Raw genomic sequence first — 20123 nt, forward strand, 5'->3', positions numbered from 1 at the left:
GCTCAGACCGCCGTCGCGACCAGCACGCGGGGGCTGCCGGGCAGCGCGACGAGGCGCTCCGACTTCCATCCGGTCTCGGCGAGCCAGGCCTCGACCTGCTCGACGGGGTAGACGACCGTGCCGTCGATGTTGAAGTACTCGCCGGCGTGCAGCGCGTCGATCGGGCGCTGGGTCTCGTCAGCATCGAGGAAGAAGTCGAGCAGCATGAGGGTGGCGCCGGGAGCCGCAGCACCGCGAGAGGCGGCCAGGATCGCGCGGTTCTGCGCCTCGTCGAAGCGGTGCAGCACATGGGTGAGCAGCACGAGGTCGTGGTCGCCTCCGGGCTGCACGGTCTCGGTCGGCGCCTCCTCGATCGAGATGCGGCCGAGGAATCCGGCCTCGGTCGCGGCGTCGGTGATCGAATCGGCGAAGCCGGGCGCGTACACGTAGCGGGTGGTGAGCTCGGGGTTCCGCTGCATCGCGGCGAACGAGAATCCGGCCGCGAGGCCGCCGAAGTCGAGGGCGCTGCGGAAGCCCGAGAAGTCGAACGCCTCGCCGAACTGCTCGGCGTGCAGCGCGTTGTAGGTCATGACGCCCGCGAGGAAGTCGGTCCAGCCCGCCTCGTCGAGGTCGAGCGTTCCCGCTTCGTCGGTGTCGACCGTGCGGTCGTAGCCCAGCCACTGCCGGTAGCTGATGTCGTTCAGGAAGGCGAGGAAGGGGCCGAGGTCGATCTCCCCGGTGCCGGCGAGGTACTTCGCGGAGTCCTCGGCGAGCGAGTACTCCCCCGAGGCGCGGTTCAGCAGGCCGAGTCCGTTCATGGCGTCGGCGAGCGTGCGGACCTGGCGCTCGGAGTGCCCGGTCGCGGTCGCGAGGGCGGCGAGATCCTTGGGGCCGTCGGCGAGCGCCGAGAACAGACCGATCCGGCTGGCGGCGGTCAGCTGCTTCGCGCCCATGAAGCCGATCGCGATGTCGATGATGCGTGCTGGTGAGGCGGTCATTGGGTGTCATCCTTCACAGTTCGTGCCGCCCCGAATCGTTGGGGACGACGGTGTCCGGCCGGTGGCCTGCGCGAAACTCTACAAGCGTAGACAAAAGATGTCCAGCGCTTGTATCCTGTTTTTCCACCCTTGGCGAAAAACTTGTTCGCCGGGGCCGCCCTCCTCCGGGCGCCGCACGATCCACCCGCACGATCCATCCGCACCCTTCACCGCCGAAAGGTCCCCCATGGTCCTCGCCACCCGTTCCTTCCCCGCCGAGCCCGGCACCGGATCCGCGCAGCCGCTCCCCCCGGTCGCCCTGCTGCACGGCTTCGCCGCGAGCGGCGACTCGGACTTCGTCGCGACCGGGTGGCCAGAAGCCCTCGCCGCAGCCGGACGCTCGTCGATCGTGATCGACCTGCCCGGACACGGATCGAGCCCCGCGATCGCGGGCCCCGAGGACGCCCGAACCTCGGCCGTGATCGCCGCGATCCTGGAGGCCATCGCCCTGGCCGAACCCGAGGGCCCGGTCGACGTCATCGGCTACTCCCTCGGCGGGCGCCTCGCCTGGGAGCTGCCCGAGGCGTCGCCCCGCATCCGCCGGCTCGCGCTCGGCGGCGTGAGCCCGATGGAGCCGTTCGCAGCGGTGGATCCGGCCGAGCTCGGCCGGGCGCTCGCGGGCGTCGCACCCGAGAACCCGCTGGTCGGCATGATGGCCGCCATGATCTCGGCACCCGGGGCCGATACCGCGTCGCTCGCGACGCTCATCCCGGGCCTCGCCTCCGAGCCGTTCGCCCCGCAGGCGAGCGCGCCCCGGGTGCCGACCCTGCTCGTCGCGGGCGAGCAGGACCCGATGAGCCAGGGCGTCGAAACGCTGCTGGACGCGCTGCCCGACGGGCGACTCGTCCGCGTGCCCGGCGACCACCGCGGCGCGCTCGACAGCCCCGAGTTCCGCGCGTCCGCGATCGAGTTCCTGGCGGGCTGAGACCCCGCCGGGGTCGTATCGTGGTCGTATGCACCACGACGCCCTCATCACGCACGTCGTCGCCGCTTCTCGAGCCGCGGACGGGGCCGCGATCGCGCGGGCCTGGATCGCGAGCCTCGCGTCCAGGGATATGCGGCGACGCAGCGTCTGGCCGCGGTACGTGTTCCTCCGGCACCTCCCGGAACACGCGTTCGCACCGTCGCGAGTGTTCAACGCGACCCGGTGCGCGGTCTGCGGCCTGCGCGCCGAGGCGGACCTCGTCACGCCCGCCGAGCTCGACGACGATGCGTTCTGGTTCCGCCCTCTGAACGTCCCCTGGGCCGCTGCCGCGGTCGAGCACGTCTCGGGCGCCGACGACCCGGCGGACGTCGATCGGGGCCGCGCCGTCCTGGACGCGCTGGCCGCGCGCGTACGAGCGCTTCCGCCGAGCGCGCAGCTCACCGAACTCGAGAAGAGCATCACGGGCGCACTGCCGTCGAACAAGCTCGAGCGCACCGTGCTGCTCGAGGCGCTCGGCACCGCGGGGATCCTTCGGGTCGGCGAGCACCCGAGCTACGCCGAGGAGTTCATCGCGTACGACGATGCGCAATCCCGTATGCCTGCCGAGCGCAACAAGCAGGAGTGGGCCTATCCGCTCCGGTTCTGGACCGGCGGCGACGGCATCTCGGAGAGCGCGCTCGAACAACTGCGCTCCTCGTGAGAGCGGCGCGACCCGCGGTCGGCGCGCTTCGGGATCAGGCGGGCGCCCACACCCCGTCGGCGCGCACCTCGCGGTCCAGCCAGAGCTCGGCGACCGACTCGCGGATCGCGTCCGCACCGACCGCGTCGAGCAGCGAGATCGCTCCGAGGTTGTCGTCGAACTGCCGCACGCTCGATGCCCCGAAGAGCACGTTGGCGGTCGCCGGATTCGCGAGGCAGAACGCGAGTCCGAGCTGCGCGGGCGTCGCCCCGAACGATCGCGCGATCTCGGCGACCCGTGGGTAGGCCGCCACGATGCGCGCACGGATCCCGCCGACATCGGCGCCGATCTTGCGATTCGGCGACAGCTTCCCGACCAGGATCCCGCCCTCGAACGCGTCGGACGCCTGCAGCGCGAGCGTCCCCTCGCGGAACCATCGGCCGTAGAACTCGCCCTCGGCCATGCTGCGGCGGGCGATGCCGTACTTCAGTTGCGCGAACGAGGGCGGAGTGAGCCCCTCCGCGGCCGCGGTATCGAGCGCGAGCTGCAGCGACTCGGCCGGCCAGTTGTTCACACCCCAGCTCGCGAAGCTGCCCCGGTCGATCTCGGCCTGCACGTCGCGCACCACCTGGGCGATGTCGATGTCGCTCATGAAGTCGCCGACGACGACGGTGTCGAAGGATCCGACCTCGGCGCCGCCGCGCGCGATGCGCTCGAGCGACTCATCCATCTGCCCCGCGAACCCGGTCGCCGGGTACTCCCAGAGCCAGAGCTTGCCGCACAGCCGGTAGTCGGAGCGCGCGAGGCCGAGCTCGTGCAGCGCCTCGCCGAACAGCAGATCGGTGCGCGAGGCCTCGGCGTGCGGACCCATGTTGTAGTACGCGACATCGAAGAAGGCCGAGCCGACTTCGACGGCGCGGGCGATCAGCGCACGTCGCTCCGCGGCCTCCATCCGGTCCCAGATGTTCCACGAGCCGAGCGCGAACACGGGCGCCTCGGGGCCGCCGGGACCCAACCGTCGGATCGGAACCTCACCGCTGAACTTCACAACCGCCTCCTCGCAGCCCCGGGTCCGGCGTTTCGCGTGCGCGAGCCTTCCCCTTTATTTTCTACAATCGTATAATAAAGACTGCGCGGATTCCAGATCGGAGTCCCGAAGGGCCGGACCCGCGGCCCGCACCGACGAAGGAGTCACCGTGACCACACCCCGAACCGTGCTCATCACCGGCGGCGCCGGCGGAATCGGCCAGGGCATCGCCCGCGCCTTCCTCACCGAGGGCGAGCGCGTGATCCTCGCCGACCGCGACCCCGACACCGTCGCATCGGCCGCGGACGCGCTCGGCGCCGACGCGTTGACGCTCGACATCACCGACCCCGCCGCGGTCGCCGCGGCGTTCGCATCGCTCGCCGCCGCCGGCACCGCGGTCGATGTGCTCGTGAACAACGCCGGGATCCTCTCGGTGCACGGCGCCGTCACCGAACTCGCGCCCGAGGCGTACCGTTCGATCCTCGAGGTCAACGTGATCGGCACCTTCGCCGTCACTCAGGCGTTCGCGCACCACCGCATCGCGGCGGGCGGCGGCGGATCCGTCGTCAACATCTCGTCCATCGGCGGTCGCCAGCCCACCCCCGGCATGGGCGCCTACGAATCCAGCAAGGCCGCCGTCGACTCGGTGACCCGCTGGGCCGCGATCGAGCTCGCCGCGCACGGGATCCGCGTCAACGCCGTCGCCCCCGGGCCCGTGCTCACCCCCATGCTCGAGATGGGCATGCCCGAGGGATCCCCCGCGCGGCAGGCGTGGGCGAGCCGGATCCCGCTCGGCGACCTCGCGAAGGTCACCGATATCGCCCCGGCCGTCGTGTTCCTCGCCGGATCCGGCGCCGCGCACATCACGGGCGTCAGCCTCGCGGTCGACGGCGGGCAGCTGCTCACCTGAGCCGCGCGCTTGCGCCCTGCGCCCTGGGCCCTGTGCCCGGCGCCCTGTGCCCTGTGCCCGGCGCCCTTGTGCTCTTGCGAAGGAGATTCGGCGCCGGAAGGACGATTCCGTTCAATTCGTCCTTCCGACGCCGAATCTCCTTCCGAGGTCGGACAACCTCCGCCTCCGGTGCGGAGCCGCGGGCCTGCGGGACTGCTGGACCACGGCCACAGCACCACCGGCCCCGCGATTCCCAGCGCTGGACCCCTGCTCGACGACTGGACGGCGAGTCGCACACCATTTCAGCGTCCACTCGTCGACACGGCGTCCAGTCGTCGACAGGACACCGCTCGTCGGCTCGGTGTCCGATCGTCGGCTCAGTGTCCGATCGTCAGCAAGGCACCCATTCGCCTGTTCAGCGTCCGGTCACCAGCTCAGCGTCTCCTCCTCGAACAGCGGGCATCCACCGAGGCGAACCGAGGCGTCCCGATCCGTCGAAACAGTCCAGCCCGCTCCCTGCCCTGCACCAGTGGACCCCATCCCGACGACTGGACGGCGAGTCGCGCACCAATTCAGCGTCCACTCGTCGACAAGGCATCCACTCGTCAGCAAGAGGTCCGGTCGTCGATTCAACGTCCGACCGAGAGCACGGCGTCCGACCGGCGCCCCAACGCACGACCGTCGCCCCAACGCACGAACGGCACCCGGCACCCCCGGCGCCCGGACACCCCGGACACCCAGCACCCCGGGAACGCCGTCCGCACCCCTCAGCTCTCGCGTTCGAAGACCACGTTCCCGTCGAGCACCGTCAGATCGATCTCGACGCCGGGCAGGCCCGCCGCGCCGACCGCGAACGGGTCCTGCGCGAGCACGACGAGGTCGGCGACCTTGCCCGCCTCGACGGTCCCCTTCCAGTCGGCCGCGCGATCCTGCTGCGCCGGCACTGCGGTGTGCGCCCGCAGCAGGCCGTGCAGCCGGGCCGCCGCCGCGGCGGGATCGGCCGGGGCACCGCCGCGCAGGATCCAGGCTTCGGCGGCCGCGACGGTCTCGCGCCAGTCGGGGGCGAGGATCGGCGCGTCGGAGGAGAGCACGAGCACGCCCGCATCGAGCGCCACGGCATAGGGCCAGGGGGCGACGTCCGCGCCCAGCACGCCGGCCATCCAGTCGGCGGTGGTGACGGCGATGCCCGGCTGCGAGTTGAACCACATGCCGAGCTCCGCGATCCGCGCGACCTGCTCGGGCGTCGCGAGGTCGCCGTGGATCACGTAGTGGCCCAGGTCGCGGGGGTGCGGCGCGCCCGGCTCGTCGGCAGCCGAGGCGACCGCGTCGAGCACGACCTCGATCGTGCGGTCGCCGGTGGCGTGCACGCCGACCTGGAGGCCCGCCCGATGCCCGGCGCGCACCATCTCGCGCAGCGCTTCTGTCTGCACCTCGAGGGTCTCGCCCTCGACGAGCAGGCCGCCGTGGGTGCCGTCGTCGTAGGGGCGCGAACTCCACGCCTGTTTCGAGAGCGGGATCAGGTCGCCGAAGATCTTGATGCCGGCGATGCGCAGCCACTCGGGATCGCTGCCGCCCTGCGCGTCGACGAGCTCGGCGATGCCGGCCGTGACGACGTCGAGCCGGCTGGGCCCGTCGAGTATCCCGTACAGCCCGAGCAGGGTCACCCGCTGCCGCAGCTCCCCCGCCTCGGCGAGTTCGCGGTAGACGTCGAGCACCTCTCCGGCGAAGCAGCCGGTCTCGCCGTCGTCCTCGCCGGGGCCGATGCCCGGCTCGGTGAGGCTCGTGACCCCGAAGCGCGACAGCAGTTCGCCGGCGCGCAGGATCGCGGCGCGGCGGGCCGCCCGGTCGCCGGTGAGCACTCCTTCGATCTGCGCTCCGTCGGCGTGCCCGCCGAAGAAGGTGTGCGGCCAGCGCGCCCCGAGCCAGGTGGCGTGCAGGTGGGAGTCGTTGATGCCGGGGAGCACGGCGCGTCCGTCGAGTTCGATCACCCGGGTGGCCGCTCCGATCAGGGGCGCGACGTCGTCGCGGGTGCCGACGGCGAGGATCCGGCCGCCGGCGACCGCGACCGCGTCCGCGCGACTGCCCGCCGCGTCCATGACCAGCACGGGTCCGCCCTGCAGCACCAGCTCGGCGTGCTCCGCCGATGCGCTCGCACCGATTCCTGTCATTGCTCTCCCTCGAGAACGGGCGGGGCCCGGTTCGGATCGAGGGGCTTCCCGTTTTGGTCAACGTATGTAGAATAAAACCACATTCTCGGCAGCAGAGCAACGACGCCGGCCGAGCCCACCGGAACGGAGCCTTCGATGACGATCCCCACCTCCACCCGCGCCGCCGTGCTCGTCGAGCACGGCGCCCCTCTCGAGCTGCAGGACCTCCCGCTGCCCGAGACGGTCGAGCCCGGCGCCGCCCTCGTGCGCATCACCTGCACCACGCTCTGCGGCACCGACATCGAGATCTGGGAGGGCCGCATGACCTTCCCCGGCATGCTGCCGATGGTGCTCGGCCACGAGATGGTCGGCGAGGTGATCGCCGTGGGCGACGGCACTGTGGACGCGCTCGGCGCACCCATCGAGGTCGGCGACCGCATCGGCTGGTCGGAGTCCGTCTGCGGCGAGTGCTTCGGCTGCACCGTGCTGCGCCAGCCGGTCGCCTGCTCGAAGCGCGGTTACGGGTTCCTGCAGCGCTCCGATGTGCCGCCCTACGCGACCGCCGGCCTCTCCGAGTACGCCTACGTCACGCCGGGTGCGCAGAAGCTGCGCCTGCCCGAGGAGGTCAAGGACACGTGGGCCTCGGCCGCCGGTTGCGCGGCGAAGACCGTGCTGCGGGCGTTCGACCGAGCGGGCGGCGTGCGGCCGGGATCCCGGGTCGTGGTGCAGGGCTCCGGTGCGCTCGGCCTGTTCGCGACCGCCGTCGCGAGCATCTCGGGCGCGGCCCAGGTCATCACCGTCGGAGCCCCCGCCTCCCGGCTCGCGCTCGCAGAGCGATTCGGCGCCACCCACACCGTCGACATCGCCGGAGGGTCGGAGGCGACCATCGCCCGGGTGCAGGACCTGACGGGCGGCCGGGGCGCCGACCTGATCCTCGACTTCGCCGGCGCCCCCTCGATCGGCCCGGAGGCCATCGCGATGGCCGCGCAGCGCGGTGTGTTCGCCGTCGTCGGTTCCACGGGCCCCACCGGAGACCCCTTCCCCATCTCGGCGATCATGGGCAAGGAGCTCACGGTCGTCGGATCGCTCAACGGCGACGTCTCCGATTATTTCCGCTCGATCGAGTTCTTCCGCGCCTTCGCCGACCGCTTCCCCTGGGACGAACTGTTCTCGGAGCCGTGCGGTCTCGCCGAGGCGTCCGAGCGGATCGCGAACATGCACGCGCTCGGCGAGGTCAAGGCCGTGATCGATCCGCGCATCACCGAACGCACCGCCGAGCAGTCGGCCGCGCGCTAGACCGAGCACCCGTCAGAGAGGACACCATGACTTCCGTATCCCCCGTCCCCCGCCGCCGCATCGGCACGAGCGAACTCGAGACCTCGGTCTTCGCGCTCGGCTCGTGGCACGTCTACGACCGCATGCACTTCGAGGACACCGTCGCCCTGCTGCGCACCGCGATCGACCGGGGCATCACCCTGTTCGACGTCGGCGTCTATGCGACCCCCGGGTTCCCGCCGGCGTTCACCGACGTGCTCTTCTCCGCCGCGATCCGCGCCGCGGGCGTCGCCCGCGACGAGTACCTGCTCTCCGAGAAGCTCTGGCTCGAGGGGTGGGACGCGGCGACCGGGTTCCGGGCGCAGCTCGAGGCCGCACTGTTCCGCGTCGACAGCCCGAACGCCGACCTCGTGATCCTCGGCGATCTGCGCCGCGACGATCTCGAACTGCGCGACATCGTGCTCAACCTGGCCTCGCTGCGCGACGCCGGCCTGATCCGCGCCTGGGGCGTGAACAACTGGTCGGCGGGCAACGTGCAGCGCCTCATCGACATCGCCTCCGAGGAGGACGTCGAGGGTCCCGCCATCGCGCAGCTCAAGTACAGCGTCTCGCGCCGCTCGATCCCCGACGGGGCGCCGTTCGCGAAGCTCTGGGAGCAGGGGCTCTCGATGCAGGCGTCCGACGTGATGGAGGGCGGCTATCTCGCGGGCAAGATCACGACCGACCGCGAGGTCGGGCGCGATCCGGGCGGGATCCGGCAGCGGATCATCGACGACGTCCCCGGGTTCGTCGCCCTCGCCGAGGAGCTCGGAGCGACCCCGGCGCAGCTCGCCATCGCGTTCACCCTGACCCACCCCGCGACCGCCACGACCCTGTTCGGGGCGTCGAGCGTCGCACAGCTCGAGGCGAACCTCGGCAGCCTCGAACTGCTCGGCCGCATCGGCGCCGAGACGATCCGCGAGCGTGTCACCCCGTTCTGGGCCGACCGCGACGTCGTCGATCCGGAAGGACCGTGAGCATGACCGTGCCCGCAGCACCAGCAGCACCGGTGGCGCACGGTGCCCCCGGCGTCGCTCCCGTCCCCTTCGCAGCCGAACTGCAGCCGCTCGTCGATGCGATGGCCGCGAACCCGATGCCGCCGCTGACCGAGGAGAACCTGCGCGACGGAGGAACCGCCTTCGGGCCGGGCTTCCCCGACGGTGCGGGCGCGGTCGCCGGCCGCGCCGTCTCGGCCGAGGAGCTCGTGATCCCCGGCCCCGAGGGCTCCCCGGATCTCGAGATCACCGTGTTCCGCCCGACCGTGCCGTCGGCCGGGCCGCTGCCGATCCTGGTCAACTTCCACGGCGGCGGCATGATCGTCGGGCATCGCAGCTGGGAGCACGGCCGTCTCGTCGACCTCGTCGAGACGCACGGCGCGATCGGCGTGAACGTCGAGTACCGGCTCGCGCCGGAGCACCCGTTCCCCGCCGGTGTCGAGGACAACTACGCGGCGACGGTCTGGGTCGCCGAGCGCGCCGCCGAGCTCGGCGGCGATCCGGATCGCCTGATCGTGATGGGCGGCAGCGCCGGGGGCGGCTTCGCGGCCGCCGTCGCGCTGCTCGCCCGCGAGCGCCGGGGTCCGGCCATCGCCGGTCAGCTGCTGCTCTGCCCCATGCTCGACAACACCAACCGCACCGTCTCGTCGCTGCAGTACGACGGGATCGGCACCTGGACCCGCGACGCGAACCTGCTCGCGTGGCGGCTCGTGCTCGGCGAGGAGCTCGCCTACTCGAACGCCGCACCGGCCGCCGCTGCGCCCAGTCGCGAGACCGATCTCTCGGGCCTTCCGCCCGCGTTCATCGAGGTCGGATCGGCCGAGATGTTCCGCGACGAGGACACCGCGTTCGCAAGCCGGATCTGGGCCGCGGGCGGCGAGGCCGAACTGCACGTCTGGTCGGGCGGGTTCCACGGCTTCGACGTGTACGCGCCCGACAGCGAGCTCACCCGCGCGGCGCTCGCCGCTCGGGACTCCTGGCTCGCGCGCGTGCTCGGCGCCGCCGGTTCCGACGGGGCCGTCTCGTGAGCGGCGCGCCCTACCGCGCGACGCCGCCGGATCCGCGCCCGGTGCCCGTGCCCTACGACCCCGCGCTCGAACCCGGCCTCGCGTTCTTCCTCGACCTCGTCGAGCGGATCCCGCTCCGCGCGCACACGATCCTGGAGAACCGCGCGCACTTCGCGACCATCATTCCGCCGATGGAGGCGCAGGTCGAGGGTCGCGCCGTGACAAGTGAGGACCGGTCGATCCCCGGTCCCGAGGGGGCGCCCGAGGTCGAGATCACCATCGTTCGTCCCGCCGGCGCGTTCGACGGGCCCCGCCCGATCGTGCTCGGGATCCACGGAGGCGGCTACGTGCTCGGCACCCGCTTCTTCGAGACGTCCGAGCTCGTCGACCTCGCCGAGCGCTACGGCGCGATCGGCGTCGGCGTCGAGTACCGGCTCGCGCCGGAGCACCCCGCTCCAGCCCAGGCCGAGGACTGCTTCGCGGCGCTCGCCTGGATCGTCGCGCACGCGGCCGAGCTCGGCGGCGATCCCGCGCGGATCGTCGTGACCGGCGCATCGGCCGGGGGCGGGCTCGCCGCGGCCGTTTCGCTCATGGCTCGGGATCGCGGCATCTCGCTCGCCGGCCAGCTGGTCGGTGCACCCATGATCGACGACCGCAACGACACGGTCTCGGCCTGGCAGTACGACGGCATCGGCGCGTGGGACCGCAACAACAACGACACCGGCTGGGACGCGATGCTCGGCGCCGATCGCGGCACCGAGCACGTGCACCCGTACCGGGCGCCCGCGCGCGCGACCGATCTGTCGAGGTTGGCGCCAGCCTTCATCGAGGTCGGCGCCGCCGAGGTGTTCCGCGACGAGGCCGTGTCCTATGCGAGCCGCATCTGGGCGGCCGGCGGCAGCGCCGAGCTGCACGTCTGGGCGGGCGGGTACCACGGCTTCAGCGGGTTCTCGCCCGACGCCGTCGTCTCGCAGGCCGCCGATGCGGCGCGCGACAGCTGGTGGCGCCGGGTGCTCGCACCGTGAGCGCGACGACCGCGGCCGCCCCGCGAGCCGGAGTGAAGCGGCCGATGGGCCTCCTGCGCCTCACCCTCGTGCTCGGGGCGCTGGAGGCCTTCGGGCCGCTGTCGATGGACGTGTACATGCCGCAGCTGCCGCAGCTCGCCGCTCAGCTGCAGACCTCCGACGCGCTCGCGCAGGCGACCATGTCGGTGTGCATGATCGGGCTCGGACTCGGGCAGCTCGTCGCGGGCCCGCTCTCGGACCGCTTCGGGCGCAAGCGCCCGCTCGCCATCGGCGTCGCCTGCTTCGCCCTGCTGTCGGCGCTCTGCGCGATCGCGCCCAGTATCGAGCTGCTGCTCGTCGCGCGGTTCCTCCAGGGGCTCGCCGGCTCGGCGGGGGCCGTGATCAGCCTCGCGGTCGCCCGCGACCTGTTCCAGGGGGTCGCGCTCTCGCGCATGCTCTCGATGCTCGCGATCGTCACCGCGAGCACCCCGATCGTCGCGCCCGTGCTCGGCGGACAGCTCGCCCGGTTCATGGACTGGCGCGGCATCTTCTTCGTGCTCGGCGGGATCGGCGTCGCCCTGCTCGCGGTCGCCGCCTTCGGGCTCCGCGAGACGCTCCCGCCCGAGCGCCGGCACTCGGGCGGGAGCGTCGGGGGCACGGCCTCCCACATGTCGGAGGTGCTGCGCGACCCGCTCTTCACCGCGATCCTCGCGGCGTCCTGCCTCGGCGGGCTGTCGTTCTTCTCGTACCTGTCGATGTCGAGCTTCGTGCTGCAGGACGAGTTCGGGATCACCCCGCAGATCTTCAGCCTACTGTTCGCCGTGAATGCGCTCGCGAACCTGGCCGGGTCCCAGATCAGCCGGCTGCTCGTCGGCCGGCTCGGTCCCACCCGCGTGTACCTCACCGGGCAGATCGGCACCGGCCTCGTGGGCGCGGCGCTCCTCGCGGCGACGCTTCTCGGGCTGCCCGCACCCGTGTATCTCGTGCTGCTGGCGCTGTTCCTCTGCTCGATTGGGCTCGGCGGCCCCAACGGCACCACGCTCGCGCTCAGCGGCCACGGCCGCCACGCGGGCACGGCTTCGGCGCTGCTCGGCACCTCGATGTTCACGGTCGGCGCGCTGCTCGTCCCGGTCGTCTCGGCGCTGTTCGGCACCTCGGCCCTCACGATGGCCGCGACCGTGCTCGCGGGTTCCGGCACCGCCGCCCTCATCGGTGCGCTCTTCGTGCGCCGGCTGGCACCCGCGGAGTTCGGCAGGCCCGTGCGCGGCTGAGGCCGACGGGATCGACCCGGCGGTGCTGAGCCGGAGGGGCGGGCGACGGCGACGTCGCCCGCCCCTGTGCCGTCCGCTCGCCGGGCTCAGTACTCGTCGAAGGCGGGCGCCTGGGCGCGCTGCGTCGCCGTCGCGCTCGGGTTCAGCCCCCCGCACCAGCCCGGGTACACGCGGAAACCGCGCTTGCCCGGGCGGGGGCCGGCGGTGATCCCGAGCGCGGAGAGGTGCTCGGCGGTGAAGCGGAACGCGCCGCGGCGGCCCGCCTGCTCGACGAGCACGATCAGTCCGGCACCGACCGCGTCGGCGGCGAAGGGCGCAGTCCCGCCGGTCCCGTCCCGGCGCCAGAACGCCAGGAACGCGCCGGGCTTGGTGGGCGTGGTCCGCGCGGTGCGCAGGTGCCAGGTCCCGCCGTCGATCTCGACGACGCCCGACTCGTAGTCGCTGTTCTGTTCCTCGGGCCGCACCGCACCGACCGATTCGGGCCGTCCGACGGCGACGGCGTACTCGGCGAAGGCACGGAACTCCATGCGATCCACGCTAGCGCGCCCGGCGCCCCACCGGACCCTACGACGCGACGGCGTCCTCGCGGAGCGCGAGCCACTCCCCGCGACGCTCGGCCTGGAGCACCGGATCGGCGACGGGCGACGCCGCCAGCAGTCGCCTGCTGTACGGGTGCTGCGGGTCCCGGGTGACCTGCTCGCCGTCACCGATCTCGACCAGGTTGCCGCGGTACGTCACGGCGACGCGGTGGCAGATGCGGCGCACGACGCCGAGGTCGTGCGACACGAAGAGGTACGAGACCCCGGTCTCGCGCTGCAGGTCGATGAGCAGGTCGAGCACGGTCGCCTGGGTCGTGAGGTCGAGCGCGCTGACGGGCTCGTCGCAGATGATCAGCCGGGGCCGGCGCACGAGGGCGCGGGCGATCGCGATGCGCTGCCGCTGGCCGCCCGAGAACTCGCTCGGATAGCGGTCGACCACGTTCGCAGGCAGGTTGACGCGCTCGAGCATCTCGCCGACGGTCCGCAGCGCCTCCGCCCGGGTGGCTCCGGCCGCCGAGAGCGGTTCGGAGAGGATCTCGCCCACCGTCATCATGGGGTTCAGCGAGCCGTAGGGATCCTGGAACACCACCTGGATGTCGGAGGCGAGCTCGCGCCGCCCGCGCCCCTTGAGGTGCGTGATGTCGCGGCCGTCGAACTCGATGCGCCCACCGGCGACCGGCACGAGGCCCAGGATCGCCTTGCCGAGCGTCGACTTGCCCGAACCGGACTCGCCGACGAGGCCGACGCACTCGCCCGGGCCGACCTCGAGCGAGACCTCGTGCAGCACCCGGTTCGGGCGCCGCTTCGAGCCGTACTCGACGATCACGTTCTCGGCCCGCAGCAGCGGGGTCGTTGCGGTCATGCTCCGGCCTCCTCGGTCTTCACGCGCGCGGCGAGCGCGGCTCCGCCTCCCGGAGCCCCGGCGCTCGCGAGCGCGGCTTCACGGTCGAGCTCGACACGGCTGGCCGCCCCGTCGAGCGATGCGGCGATGAGCTCGCGGGTGTAGGGGTTCTCCGCGTCGGCGAAGATCGGTCCGACGTCGTCGATCTCGACGATCGATCCGGAGCGCATCACGACGACGCGGTCGCAGATATCGGCGACGACGCCGAAGTTGTGGGTGACGATCACGAGCGCCATCTGGTACTCCTGCTGCAGTTCGCGCAGCAGTTCGAGCACCTCGGCCTGCACGGTCACGTCGAGCGCCGTGGTCGGTTCGTCGGCGACGAGCACGGACGGCTTGCCCGCGATCGCACCGGCGATGAGCACGCGCTGCGCCATGCCGCCCGACAGCTCGTGCGGGTACGACTTCATCACGCGGACCGGATCGACGATCCCGACCCGTTCGAGCATCGCGAACGCGCGCTCGCGGGCTTCGGCGCGACTCATGCCGTGCACCGCGCGCAGCGGCTCGGTGAGCTGCGCGCCGATCGTGTACGAGGGATCGAGGTTCGTCATGGGCTCCTGCGGGATGTACCCGATCTCGGAGCCGAGCAGGCGGGCGCGGTCCTTGCGCGACAGCGTGGTCACGTCCTCGCCGCCGATCCAGATCGCGTCGGCCGTGTAGTAGCCGGACTTCGGCAGCAGGTCGAGCATCGAGAACACGGTCTGGGACTTGCCCGATCCGGATTCGCCGACGATGCCGAGCACCTCGCCCGGGGCGACGTCGAGGGTGATGCCGTGCACCACCTCGACCTCGCCCGCCGCGGTCTCGTAGTTCACCCGCAGGTTCTCGAGCCGCACAGCCGAGTCGACGGCGGCGACCGAGATGGATCCGGTCGTGGTGGACTTCGGCGCGGCGCGGTTCGCGGCGTTCGCCGCCTCGACCGCGCGGCGCTGCTTGCGCGACAGCACCGGCTGCTTCGAGTTGATCACGTCGCCGAGGGTCGACCCGAGCACCGCGAACGCGGCGATCGCGACGCCGAGCGCGATGGACGGCCAGAGCAGCAGGAGCGGCGCGGTGCGCATCACCTGGAAGCCCTCGTTCATCGCGGCGCCCCAGCCGGGGGTCGTGCCGCCGCCGATGCCGAGGAACTGCAGGCCGGCCTGCATGCCCATCGCCATACCGGCGGTGAGCGCCGACTGGATCACGATCGGTGCGATCACCTGGCGGATCACGTGGCGCGACATGATGCGCAGGTCGGTGAGGCCCGCGACCCGCGCAGCGTCGACGTACATCTCGCCGCGCACGGCGAGCACGGTGGAGCGCGTGAGGCGGAAGTAGCCGGGGGCCATGAACACGCCGACGGTGACCATGAGGATCGTGAGGTCGTTGCCCGTGTTCGCGCCGACGATCAGCAGGATGATCATGCCGGGCACCGACTGCAGCGCGTCGCTGATCCAGGTGCCGATGCGATCGGTCGCGCCGCCGAAGTAGCCGGCGGCGAGGCCCGAGGGGACGCCCAGCACGAGCGACGTCAGGATCGAGACGAACGCGCCCCACAGCGTGATCTGGGTGCCCCAGATGAGGCGGCTCAGCACGTCGCGGCCGGTGTTGTCGCCGCCGAGCGGGTGCGCCCAGGTCGGCAGGGCCCGCGCCTGCGACAGGATCACCTCGTTGGGATCATGCGGCGAGATCCACGGAGCGAGGATCGCGACGAGCAGGATGAGCGCGAGGACCGCGAGCGAGACGAGGCCGGCGGGGCGGCGGAGCAGCCGCACGAAGACGGATCCGCGGTCGCCGCCGCGGGTGTCGACCGCGTCGACCGTCGTCGCGTCGAGGATGGGGCCTGCGGAAGTGGTCATTTCACACGCACCTTGGGGTTGATCCAGCCGAGCACGATGTCGAGCAGGAGGTTGACGATGACGACGAAGACGACGGTGAGCACCGTCACCCCGAGCAGGGTCGGGATGTCGCCGTTCTGCGAGGCCGACTGGGTCAGCTCGCCGAGGCCCTTGATGCCGAAGATCTGCTCGACGATGATCGCGCCCGAGAGCAGCCCGACGAACATGAGCGCGAGGACGGTGAGCGAGGCCGGCGCCGAGTTGCGCAGCAGGTGCAGGGCGACGCGCCAGAACGGGAGCCCCCGGCTGCGCAGGGTGCGGGCGTAGTCCTGCGAGTCCGCGTGGATGATGCCGTTGCGCAGCTGCTCGGCGATCATGACGATCGCGCCGAGCGCGAGCGAGACGGCGGGCAGGGTGATGGATCGGAGCCAGCCCTGCAGCGATTCCGACGGCGAGACGTAGCCGATGGCCGGGAACCACTTGAGCTGCACCGCGAAGAGCATGACGAGCGCGACCGCGACCCAGAAGCCGGGCAGCGCGAACAGGATCACGGAGCCCGCCTTGACGGCCTTGTCGATCCAGCTGTGGGATCGCAGGCCCGCGGCGGTGCCGAGCACCGCGCCGAGCACGGCCGAGAGGGCGACCGAGGCGATCACCAGCGACAGGGTGATCGGGAACCGGATCCCGAGGGTCTTGCCGATCGGCAGGCCGTTCTTCCAGGAGGTGCCGAAGTCGCCCTGGAACAGGTGGACGAGCCACTCCTGGTACTGCACCAGGATCGGGCGGTCGGCTCCGATCTTCGCGGTGAGCGCCTGCACCGCGTCCGGGGTCGCGTTGCTGCCGAGCAGCCCGAGCGCCGGGTTCGGGATCGCGGCGTGCGCGAGGAAGAAGGTGCCGCTCGCGACCACGAACAGCAGCACGACTCCGAAGAGGAGTCGTTTGAGCACGAAGGGGATCATCGGGTCTCCCGGGTCGAACGATGAGAAGAGATGGGGAAGCGGGGTCGCGGGTCGGGACCGCCGAGGCGGCCCCGACCCGCGGGGGTCACTTGGTCGAGATCTGCCGGAGCGTCGGGAACATGAGGCCGATGACCGGCTTCACGGTGAATTCCTTCGTGCTCACGTAGGTGTTCTCGTTCTGGCCCCAGACCGCGTTGTAGGCCTGGTCGGTGACGAGCTCGTTGAGCTTCTCGATCTCGGTGTTCTGCGCGTCGCCGGGGGCGGCCGCGAAGACCTTGTCGAGCTGCGCCTGCACGCCGTCGAGGGTGTCGATGCCCGGGTTCGGGTTGTACCACTGCGGCTTGGCGATCTGGCGCTCGACGGTCGCGACCGGGTTCGAGTCCATCGCGATCACCGCGATGTACATCGGGTACTTGCCGGCCTTGCCCATGTAGCTCATGAAGTCGGTCGCGTCCCACTTCACCTTGATGCCGAGCTGCTTGAAGGTCTGCTCGGTGATCGCCTGGTAGGGCTGGAACGGCGGGGCCATCGGCATGCTGATCTCGAAGCCGTTCGGGTAGCCGGCCTCGGCGAGCAGCTGCTTCGCCTTCGCGATGTCGTACTTGTAGCGGTCGTTGAGCGACTTCACGTAGCCCGTCTGGTCGACCGGGAAGAACTGGTTGGTGACGTAGCCCTGTCCCTGCGCGATGGAGGTGTGCATCGCCTGCGTGTCGAAGGCGTAGTTGAGCGCCTGGCGCACCTTCAGCTTGCCGATCGGCGAACCCATGGCGCCCGAGCGGTCGGCGAACTGCAGGCCGGCCCACATCGAGAGGCCCTTGGCGACGTTCCAGTCGTTCTTCTTCGCGGCATCGCTGCCGGTCTTATCGGTGTAGATGAGGTTCAGCTGGCCGGCCTCCATCGCGTTGAGCATGGCGGTGCCGTCGCTCAGCGGAGTGATCTTCAGCGGGTCGAACGGGAACTGCTTCGCGTCCCAGTGGTCCTTCACCTTGTCGAAGTCGTACTCGCTGCCCGGGGTGCTGTTCTCCCCCAGCGTGTAGGGACCGGAACCGACGGGCTTCTCGGAGAGCTTGCCGCCGGAGATCGCCTTCGGCGAAGCGAGGTAGCTGCGCCCGAGGCCCATGAGGTACAGCATCGTGTCGTCGCGCTTCTTCATGTGGAAGACGATCGTGTGGTCGTCGGTCTTCTCGATCGACTCGACGTTCGTGTAGGCCTCCTGCGAGGTCGGCCCCTTCTGCAGGTGCTCGAGGCCCGTCACGGCGGCCGCCGCGTCGAGCTTGGTGCCGTCCGAGAACTTCGCGTCGGTGCGGATGTCGAAGGTGACGGTCTTGAAATCGGACGACACCTCCCACTTCTTGGCGATGCCCGGCTGCGGCTCGCCCTTCTCGTTGGTGGTCAGGAGCGCGTCGTAGACCGCGGACAGATAGGGACCGTCGAAGCCGAGGTCCGCGCTCGCGGGATCCCAGTTGGTGACGTCCAGGAAGTTGCCGATGCTGAGCGGCACGCTCGCACCGGCCGCGGCACCGTTGCCGCCGTCGCCGGAGCCGTCGGACGAGCAGCCGGTGAGCGCGAGCGCGACGGCTGCGAGCGCCGCGACGCCCGTCAGAGTTTTCTTCATCATGTCTACTTCTCTCGGTATTCGGACATGCGGGTAGGTATGGGGTGAGGCTCCGCCTGCGTATCCACCTCGCCTGTCCGGAACTCGAGGTTCCCCGGCTGCGATGGACGCCACGTCGGTGTGCCGTCGCGTTTCATTCTACAAACGTTGACAAAAACCACAAGCGGTCGCGAGATCAATTTTCGGCAACGGTTCGAACGGTCGAAAATCCGACTCGCTGGCCCCGGCCGGGCTGGATCGTATACGATCTGATCGACCCCGACGAAGTGGAGGCTCAATGCTCACCCCCGAAGAGATCGAGACGATCGCAGACGAACTCGTGCGCGCGGATCGCGAACGCACCATCGTGCCGAAGCTCACCACGCGCTACCCCGGCATGACCATCGAGGACTCCTACGCGATCCAGAAGATCTGGACCGACCGCCGCATCGCCGCGGGCCGACGCCTCGTCGGCCACAAGATCGGCCTCACCTCCAAGGTCATGCAGCTCGCGACCGGCATCACCGAACCCGACTACGGCGTGATCCTCGACGACATGGTCATCGAGTCCGGATCCGTCGTCGAGTTCGACCGATTCTCGAACGTGCGCATCGAGGTCGAGCTCGCCTTCGTGCTCGCGAAGCCGCTCGTCGGCCCGAACATCACCATCTTCGACGTGCTCGACGCGACCGCCTACGTGGTGCCCGCGCTCGAGATCCTCAACGCGCACATCGAGCTCGAGGGCCGCACCATCGTCGACACGATCAGCGACAACGCCTCCACCGGCGCGATCGTGCTCGGCGGCCGCCCCGTCCCCGTCGGCGAGCTCGACCTGCGCTGGATCTCGGCTCTGCTCTACCGCAACGAGACCATCGAGGACTCGGGCGTCGCCGGTGCCGTGCTCGGCCACCCCGCCATGGGGATCGCCTGGCTCGCGAACAAGCTCGCGCAGCACGGGCAGTCGCTCGAGGCCGGCGAGATCGTGCTCGCCGGATCCTTCACGAAGCCCATGTGGGTGGAGCGCGGCGACACCGTGCACGCCGAGTACCAGGGACTGGGGTCGGTGACATGCCGGTTCCTCTGACCCTCCCCCCGACGTTCCGGGACCGCCTCGCCGAGGCCGACGGGCGCGCGCTCATCGGCCTCTGGACCTGCGCCGGCAGCCCCGTCACCGCCGAGATCGTCGCGGGCTCCGGCTGCGACTGGGTGCTCCTCGACGCCGAGCACTCCCCCAACGGCCTCGAATCGGTGCTCGCCCAGCTGCACGCCATGTCGGCCTACCCGGCGACCCCGCTCGTGCGCCCGCCGTTCGGCGACACCGTGCTCATCAAGCAGTTCCTCGACCTCGGCGCGCAGAACCTCCTGATCCCGATGGTCGACTCCGCCGAGCAGGCCGAGCAGATCGTGCGCGCCGCGCGCTACCCGCTCGGCGGGGTCCGCGGCGTCGGATCGGCGCTCGCGCGTTCGGCACGCTGGAACCGGGTCGACGGCTACCTCGGCCGTGCGAGCGAGACCATCAGCCTCACCGTGCAGATCGAATCCGCCGCGGCGGTGCAGGACGTCGAGCGCATTGCGGCCGTCGACGGCGTCGACGCGCTCTTCGTCGGCCCGTCCGACCTCGCCGCGTCGATGGGCCACCTCGGCCAGCAGAGCCACCCCGAGGTCGTCGACGCCGTGCTGCGCTCCATCGAAGCGGGCCGCGCCGCGGGCACGCCCGTCGGCGTCAACGCGTTCGTCCCCGCCGACGCGGAGCGCTACATCGCGGCGGGCGCGAGCTTCGTCGCGGTCGGCGCCGATGTCGCGATCCTCGCGCGGCAGACCGAGGCGCTCGTCGATCGTTTCGCGGGTGTCGCCGGCGGCGAGCGCTCGAGCTACTGAGCTCCGGTGGCTGCCCGAGGAACGAGCCTCCGTCATCCTGCGCGAGGGACGAGTCGCAGGATCCATCCGAGATTCTGCGACTCGCAGGCTCGCGCAGAATGACGGGGATCCCAGGCTCGCGCAGAATGACGAGGTCTGCGGGCTCGCGCAGAATGACG

General features: G+C 71.1%; 18 protein-coding genes. 10 read left to right on the forward strand and 8 right to left on the reverse strand.

Features of this window, described 5'->3' with window-relative positions; genetic code table 11:
• Positions 1-2: 2 nt before the first annotated feature.
• On the reverse strand, positions 3-977 hold the full coding sequence (locus tag XM48_RS14340; protein ID WP_046456525.1) for a methyltransferase dimerization domain-containing protein: 975 nt from the start codon (positions 975-977) through the stop codon (positions 3-5).
• A gap of 226 nt (positions 978-1203) precedes the next feature.
• Between XM48_RS14340 and XM48_RS14345 the strand changes: the two genes are divergently transcribed.
• Together XM48_RS14345 and XM48_RS14350 are read left to right on the forward strand one after the other, a co-directional pair.
• Positions 1204-1941 (forward strand): alpha/beta fold hydrolase, encoded by a 738-nt coding sequence (locus tag XM48_RS14345; RefSeq protein ID WP_046456526.1) that lies wholly within the window; start codon positions 1204-1206, stop codon positions 1939-1941.
• 28 nt (positions 1942-1969) lie between these two features.
• On the forward strand, positions 1970-2641 hold the full coding sequence (locus XM48_RS14350; protein ID WP_046456527.1) for a hypothetical protein: 672 nt from the start codon (positions 1970-1972) through the stop codon (positions 2639-2641).
• A gap of 34 nt (positions 2642-2675) precedes the next feature.
• Here XM48_RS14350 and XM48_RS14355 read toward each other — a convergent pair whose 3' ends face one another.
• Entirely contained in the window at positions 2676-3668 is a 993-nt protein-coding gene (locus XM48_RS14355; protein WP_046456528.1) for an aldo/keto reductase, read from the reverse strand.
• Positions 3669-3816: 148 nt separating this feature from the next.
• Here XM48_RS14355 and XM48_RS14360 point away from each other — a divergent pair, with 148 nt between their 5' ends.
• The gene (locus tag XM48_RS14360) at positions 3817-4557 is read left to right on the forward strand and encodes an SDR family NAD(P)-dependent oxidoreductase (protein WP_046456529.1); all 741 of its coding nucleotides are present in this window, start codon (positions 3817-3819) and stop codon (positions 4555-4557) included.
• A 746-nt stretch (positions 4558-5303) separates the two neighbouring features.
• Here XM48_RS14360 and XM48_RS14365 read toward each other — a convergent pair.
• Positions 5304-6704, reverse strand: coding sequence for an amidohydrolase (locus tag XM48_RS14365; protein ID WP_046456530.1), 1401 nt, complete (start codon positions 6702-6704; stop codon positions 5304-5306).
• 135 nt (positions 6705-6839) lie between these two features.
• Between XM48_RS14365 and XM48_RS14370 the strand changes: the two genes are divergently transcribed.
• Genes XM48_RS14370 through XM48_RS14390 form a run of 5 tightly spaced genes read left to right on the forward strand, consistent with a single transcriptional unit; the run spans position 6840 to position 12274 of the window.
• Positions 6840-7979, forward strand: a complete 1140-nt coding sequence (locus XM48_RS14370) for a zinc-binding dehydrogenase (RefSeq protein WP_046456531.1) — start codon at positions 6840-6842, stop codon at positions 7977-7979.
• Between the two features lie 26 nt (positions 7980-8005).
• Positions 8006-8974, forward strand: a complete 969-nt coding sequence (locus XM48_RS14375; protein ID WP_046456532.1) for an aldo/keto reductase — start codon at positions 8006-8008, stop codon at positions 8972-8974.
• Positions 8975-8976: 2 nt separating this feature from the next.
• Positions 8977-10020: an alpha/beta hydrolase gene (locus XM48_RS14380; protein ID WP_046456533.1), complete on the forward strand. Its 1044-nt coding sequence runs from the start codon at positions 8977-8979 to the stop codon at positions 10018-10020.
• Complete coding sequence (locus tag XM48_RS14385; protein WP_046456534.1) at positions 10017-11024, forward strand: alpha/beta hydrolase; 1008 nt, start codon at positions 10017-10019, stop codon at positions 11022-11024. Before XM48_RS14380 ends, XM48_RS14385 begins: the two co-directional genes overlap by 4 nt.
• Positions 11021-12274: a multidrug effflux MFS transporter gene (locus tag XM48_RS14390; RefSeq protein ID WP_231580900.1), complete on the forward strand. Its 1254-nt coding sequence runs from the start codon at positions 11021-11023 to the stop codon at positions 12272-12274. The genes XM48_RS14385 and XM48_RS14390 overlap by 4 nt, the downstream gene beginning before the upstream one ends.
• A gap of 86 nt (positions 12275-12360) precedes the next feature.
• On the opposite strand, the gene XM48_RS14395 is transcribed toward XM48_RS14390, so the two are convergent.
• The 5 genes from XM48_RS14395 to XM48_RS14415 all read right to left on the reverse strand — a co-directional run bounded on the left by XM48_RS14395 (position 12361) and on the right by XM48_RS14415 (position 18111).
• Entirely contained in the window at positions 12361-12801 is a 441-nt protein-coding gene (locus XM48_RS14395) for a MepB family protein (RefSeq protein WP_046456535.1), read from the reverse strand.
• A gap of 37 nt (positions 12802-12838) precedes the next feature.
• Complete coding sequence (locus tag XM48_RS14400; RefSeq protein ID WP_046456536.1) at positions 12839-13675, reverse strand: ABC transporter ATP-binding protein; 837 nt, start codon at positions 13673-13675, stop codon at positions 12839-12841.
• Positions 13672-15555 (reverse strand): dipeptide/oligopeptide/nickel ABC transporter permease/ATP-binding protein, encoded by a 1884-nt coding sequence (locus XM48_RS14405; protein ID WP_046456537.1) that lies wholly within the window; start codon positions 15553-15555, stop codon positions 13672-13674. Before XM48_RS14405 ends, XM48_RS14400 begins: the two co-directional genes overlap by 4 nt.
• A complete protein-coding gene (locus tag XM48_RS14410; RefSeq protein ID WP_231580901.1) occupies positions 15552-16481 on the reverse strand; it encodes an ABC transporter permease in 930 nt (309 codons plus the stop codon). Before XM48_RS14410 ends, XM48_RS14405 begins: the two co-directional genes overlap by 4 nt.
• Positions 16482-16578: 97 nt before the next feature.
• Positions 16579-18111: an ABC transporter substrate-binding protein gene (locus tag XM48_RS14415; RefSeq protein ID WP_052961543.1), complete on the reverse strand. Its 1533-nt coding sequence runs from the start codon at positions 18109-18111 to the stop codon at positions 16579-16581.
• A 274-nt stretch (positions 18112-18385) separates the two neighbouring features.
• Between XM48_RS14415 and hpaH the strand changes: the two genes are divergently transcribed.
• A complete protein-coding gene (gene hpaH / locus XM48_RS14420) occupies positions 18386-19171 on the forward strand; it encodes a 2-oxo-hept-4-ene-1,7-dioate hydratase (RefSeq protein WP_046456539.1) in 786 nt (261 codons plus the stop codon).
• Positions 19156-19965 (forward strand): HpcH/HpaI aldolase/citrate lyase family protein, encoded by an 810-nt coding sequence (locus XM48_RS14425; protein WP_046456540.1) that lies wholly within the window; start codon positions 19156-19158, stop codon positions 19963-19965. The genes hpaH and XM48_RS14425 overlap by 16 nt, the downstream gene beginning before the upstream one ends.
• Positions 19966-20123: the final 158 nt, after the last annotated feature.

Source organism: Leucobacter sp. Ag1, from assembly GCF_000980875.1.
GTDB lineage: Bacteria > Actinomycetota > Actinomycetes > Actinomycetales > Microbacteriaceae > Leucobacter > Leucobacter iarius.

Coding starts and splice junctions, on each gene's coding strand:
- XM48_RS14340 (WP_046456525.1), bottom strand. CDS start 977: ATGACCGCCTCACCAGCACGCATCATCGACATCGCGATCGGCTTCATG.
- XM48_RS14345 (WP_046456526.1), top strand. CDS start 1,204: ATGGTCCTCGCCACCCGTTCCTTCCCCGCCGAGCCCGGCACCGGATCC.
- XM48_RS14350 (WP_046456527.1), top strand. CDS start 1,970: ATGCACCACGACGCCCTCATCACGCACGTCGTCGCCGCTTCTCGAGCC.
- XM48_RS14365 (WP_046456530.1), bottom strand. CDS start 6,704: ATGACAGGAATCGGTGCGAGCGCATCGGCGGAGCACGCCGAGCTGGTG.
- XM48_RS14370 (WP_046456531.1), top strand. CDS start 6,840: ATGACGATCCCCACCTCCACCCGCGCCGCCGTGCTCGTCGAGCACGGC.
- XM48_RS14375 (WP_046456532.1), top strand. CDS start 8,006: ATGACTTCCGTATCCCCCGTCCCCCGCCGCCGCATCGGCACGAGCGAA.
- XM48_RS14380 (WP_046456533.1), top strand. CDS start 8,977: ATGACCGTGCCCGCAGCACCAGCAGCACCGGTGGCGCACGGTGCCCCC.
- XM48_RS14395 (WP_046456535.1), bottom strand. CDS start 12,801: ATGGAGTTCCGTGCCTTCGCCGAGTACGCCGTCGCCGTCGGACGGCCC.
- XM48_RS14400 (WP_046456536.1), bottom strand. CDS start 13,675: ATGACCGCAACGACCCCGCTGCTGCGGGCCGAGAACGTGATCGTCGAG.
- XM48_RS14405 (WP_046456537.1), bottom strand. CDS start 15,555: ATGACCACTTCCGCAGGCCCCATCCTCGACGCGACGACGGTCGACGCG.
- XM48_RS14415 (WP_052961543.1), bottom strand. CDS start 18,111: ATGATGAAGAAAACTCTGACGGGCGTCGCGGCGCTCGCAGCCGTCGCG.
- hpaH (WP_046456539.1), top strand. CDS start 18,386: ATGCTCACCCCCGAAGAGATCGAGACGATCGCAGACGAACTCGTGCGC.
- XM48_RS14425 (WP_046456540.1), top strand. CDS start 19,156: ATGCCGGTTCCTCTGACCCTCCCCCCGACGTTCCGGGACCGCCTCGCC.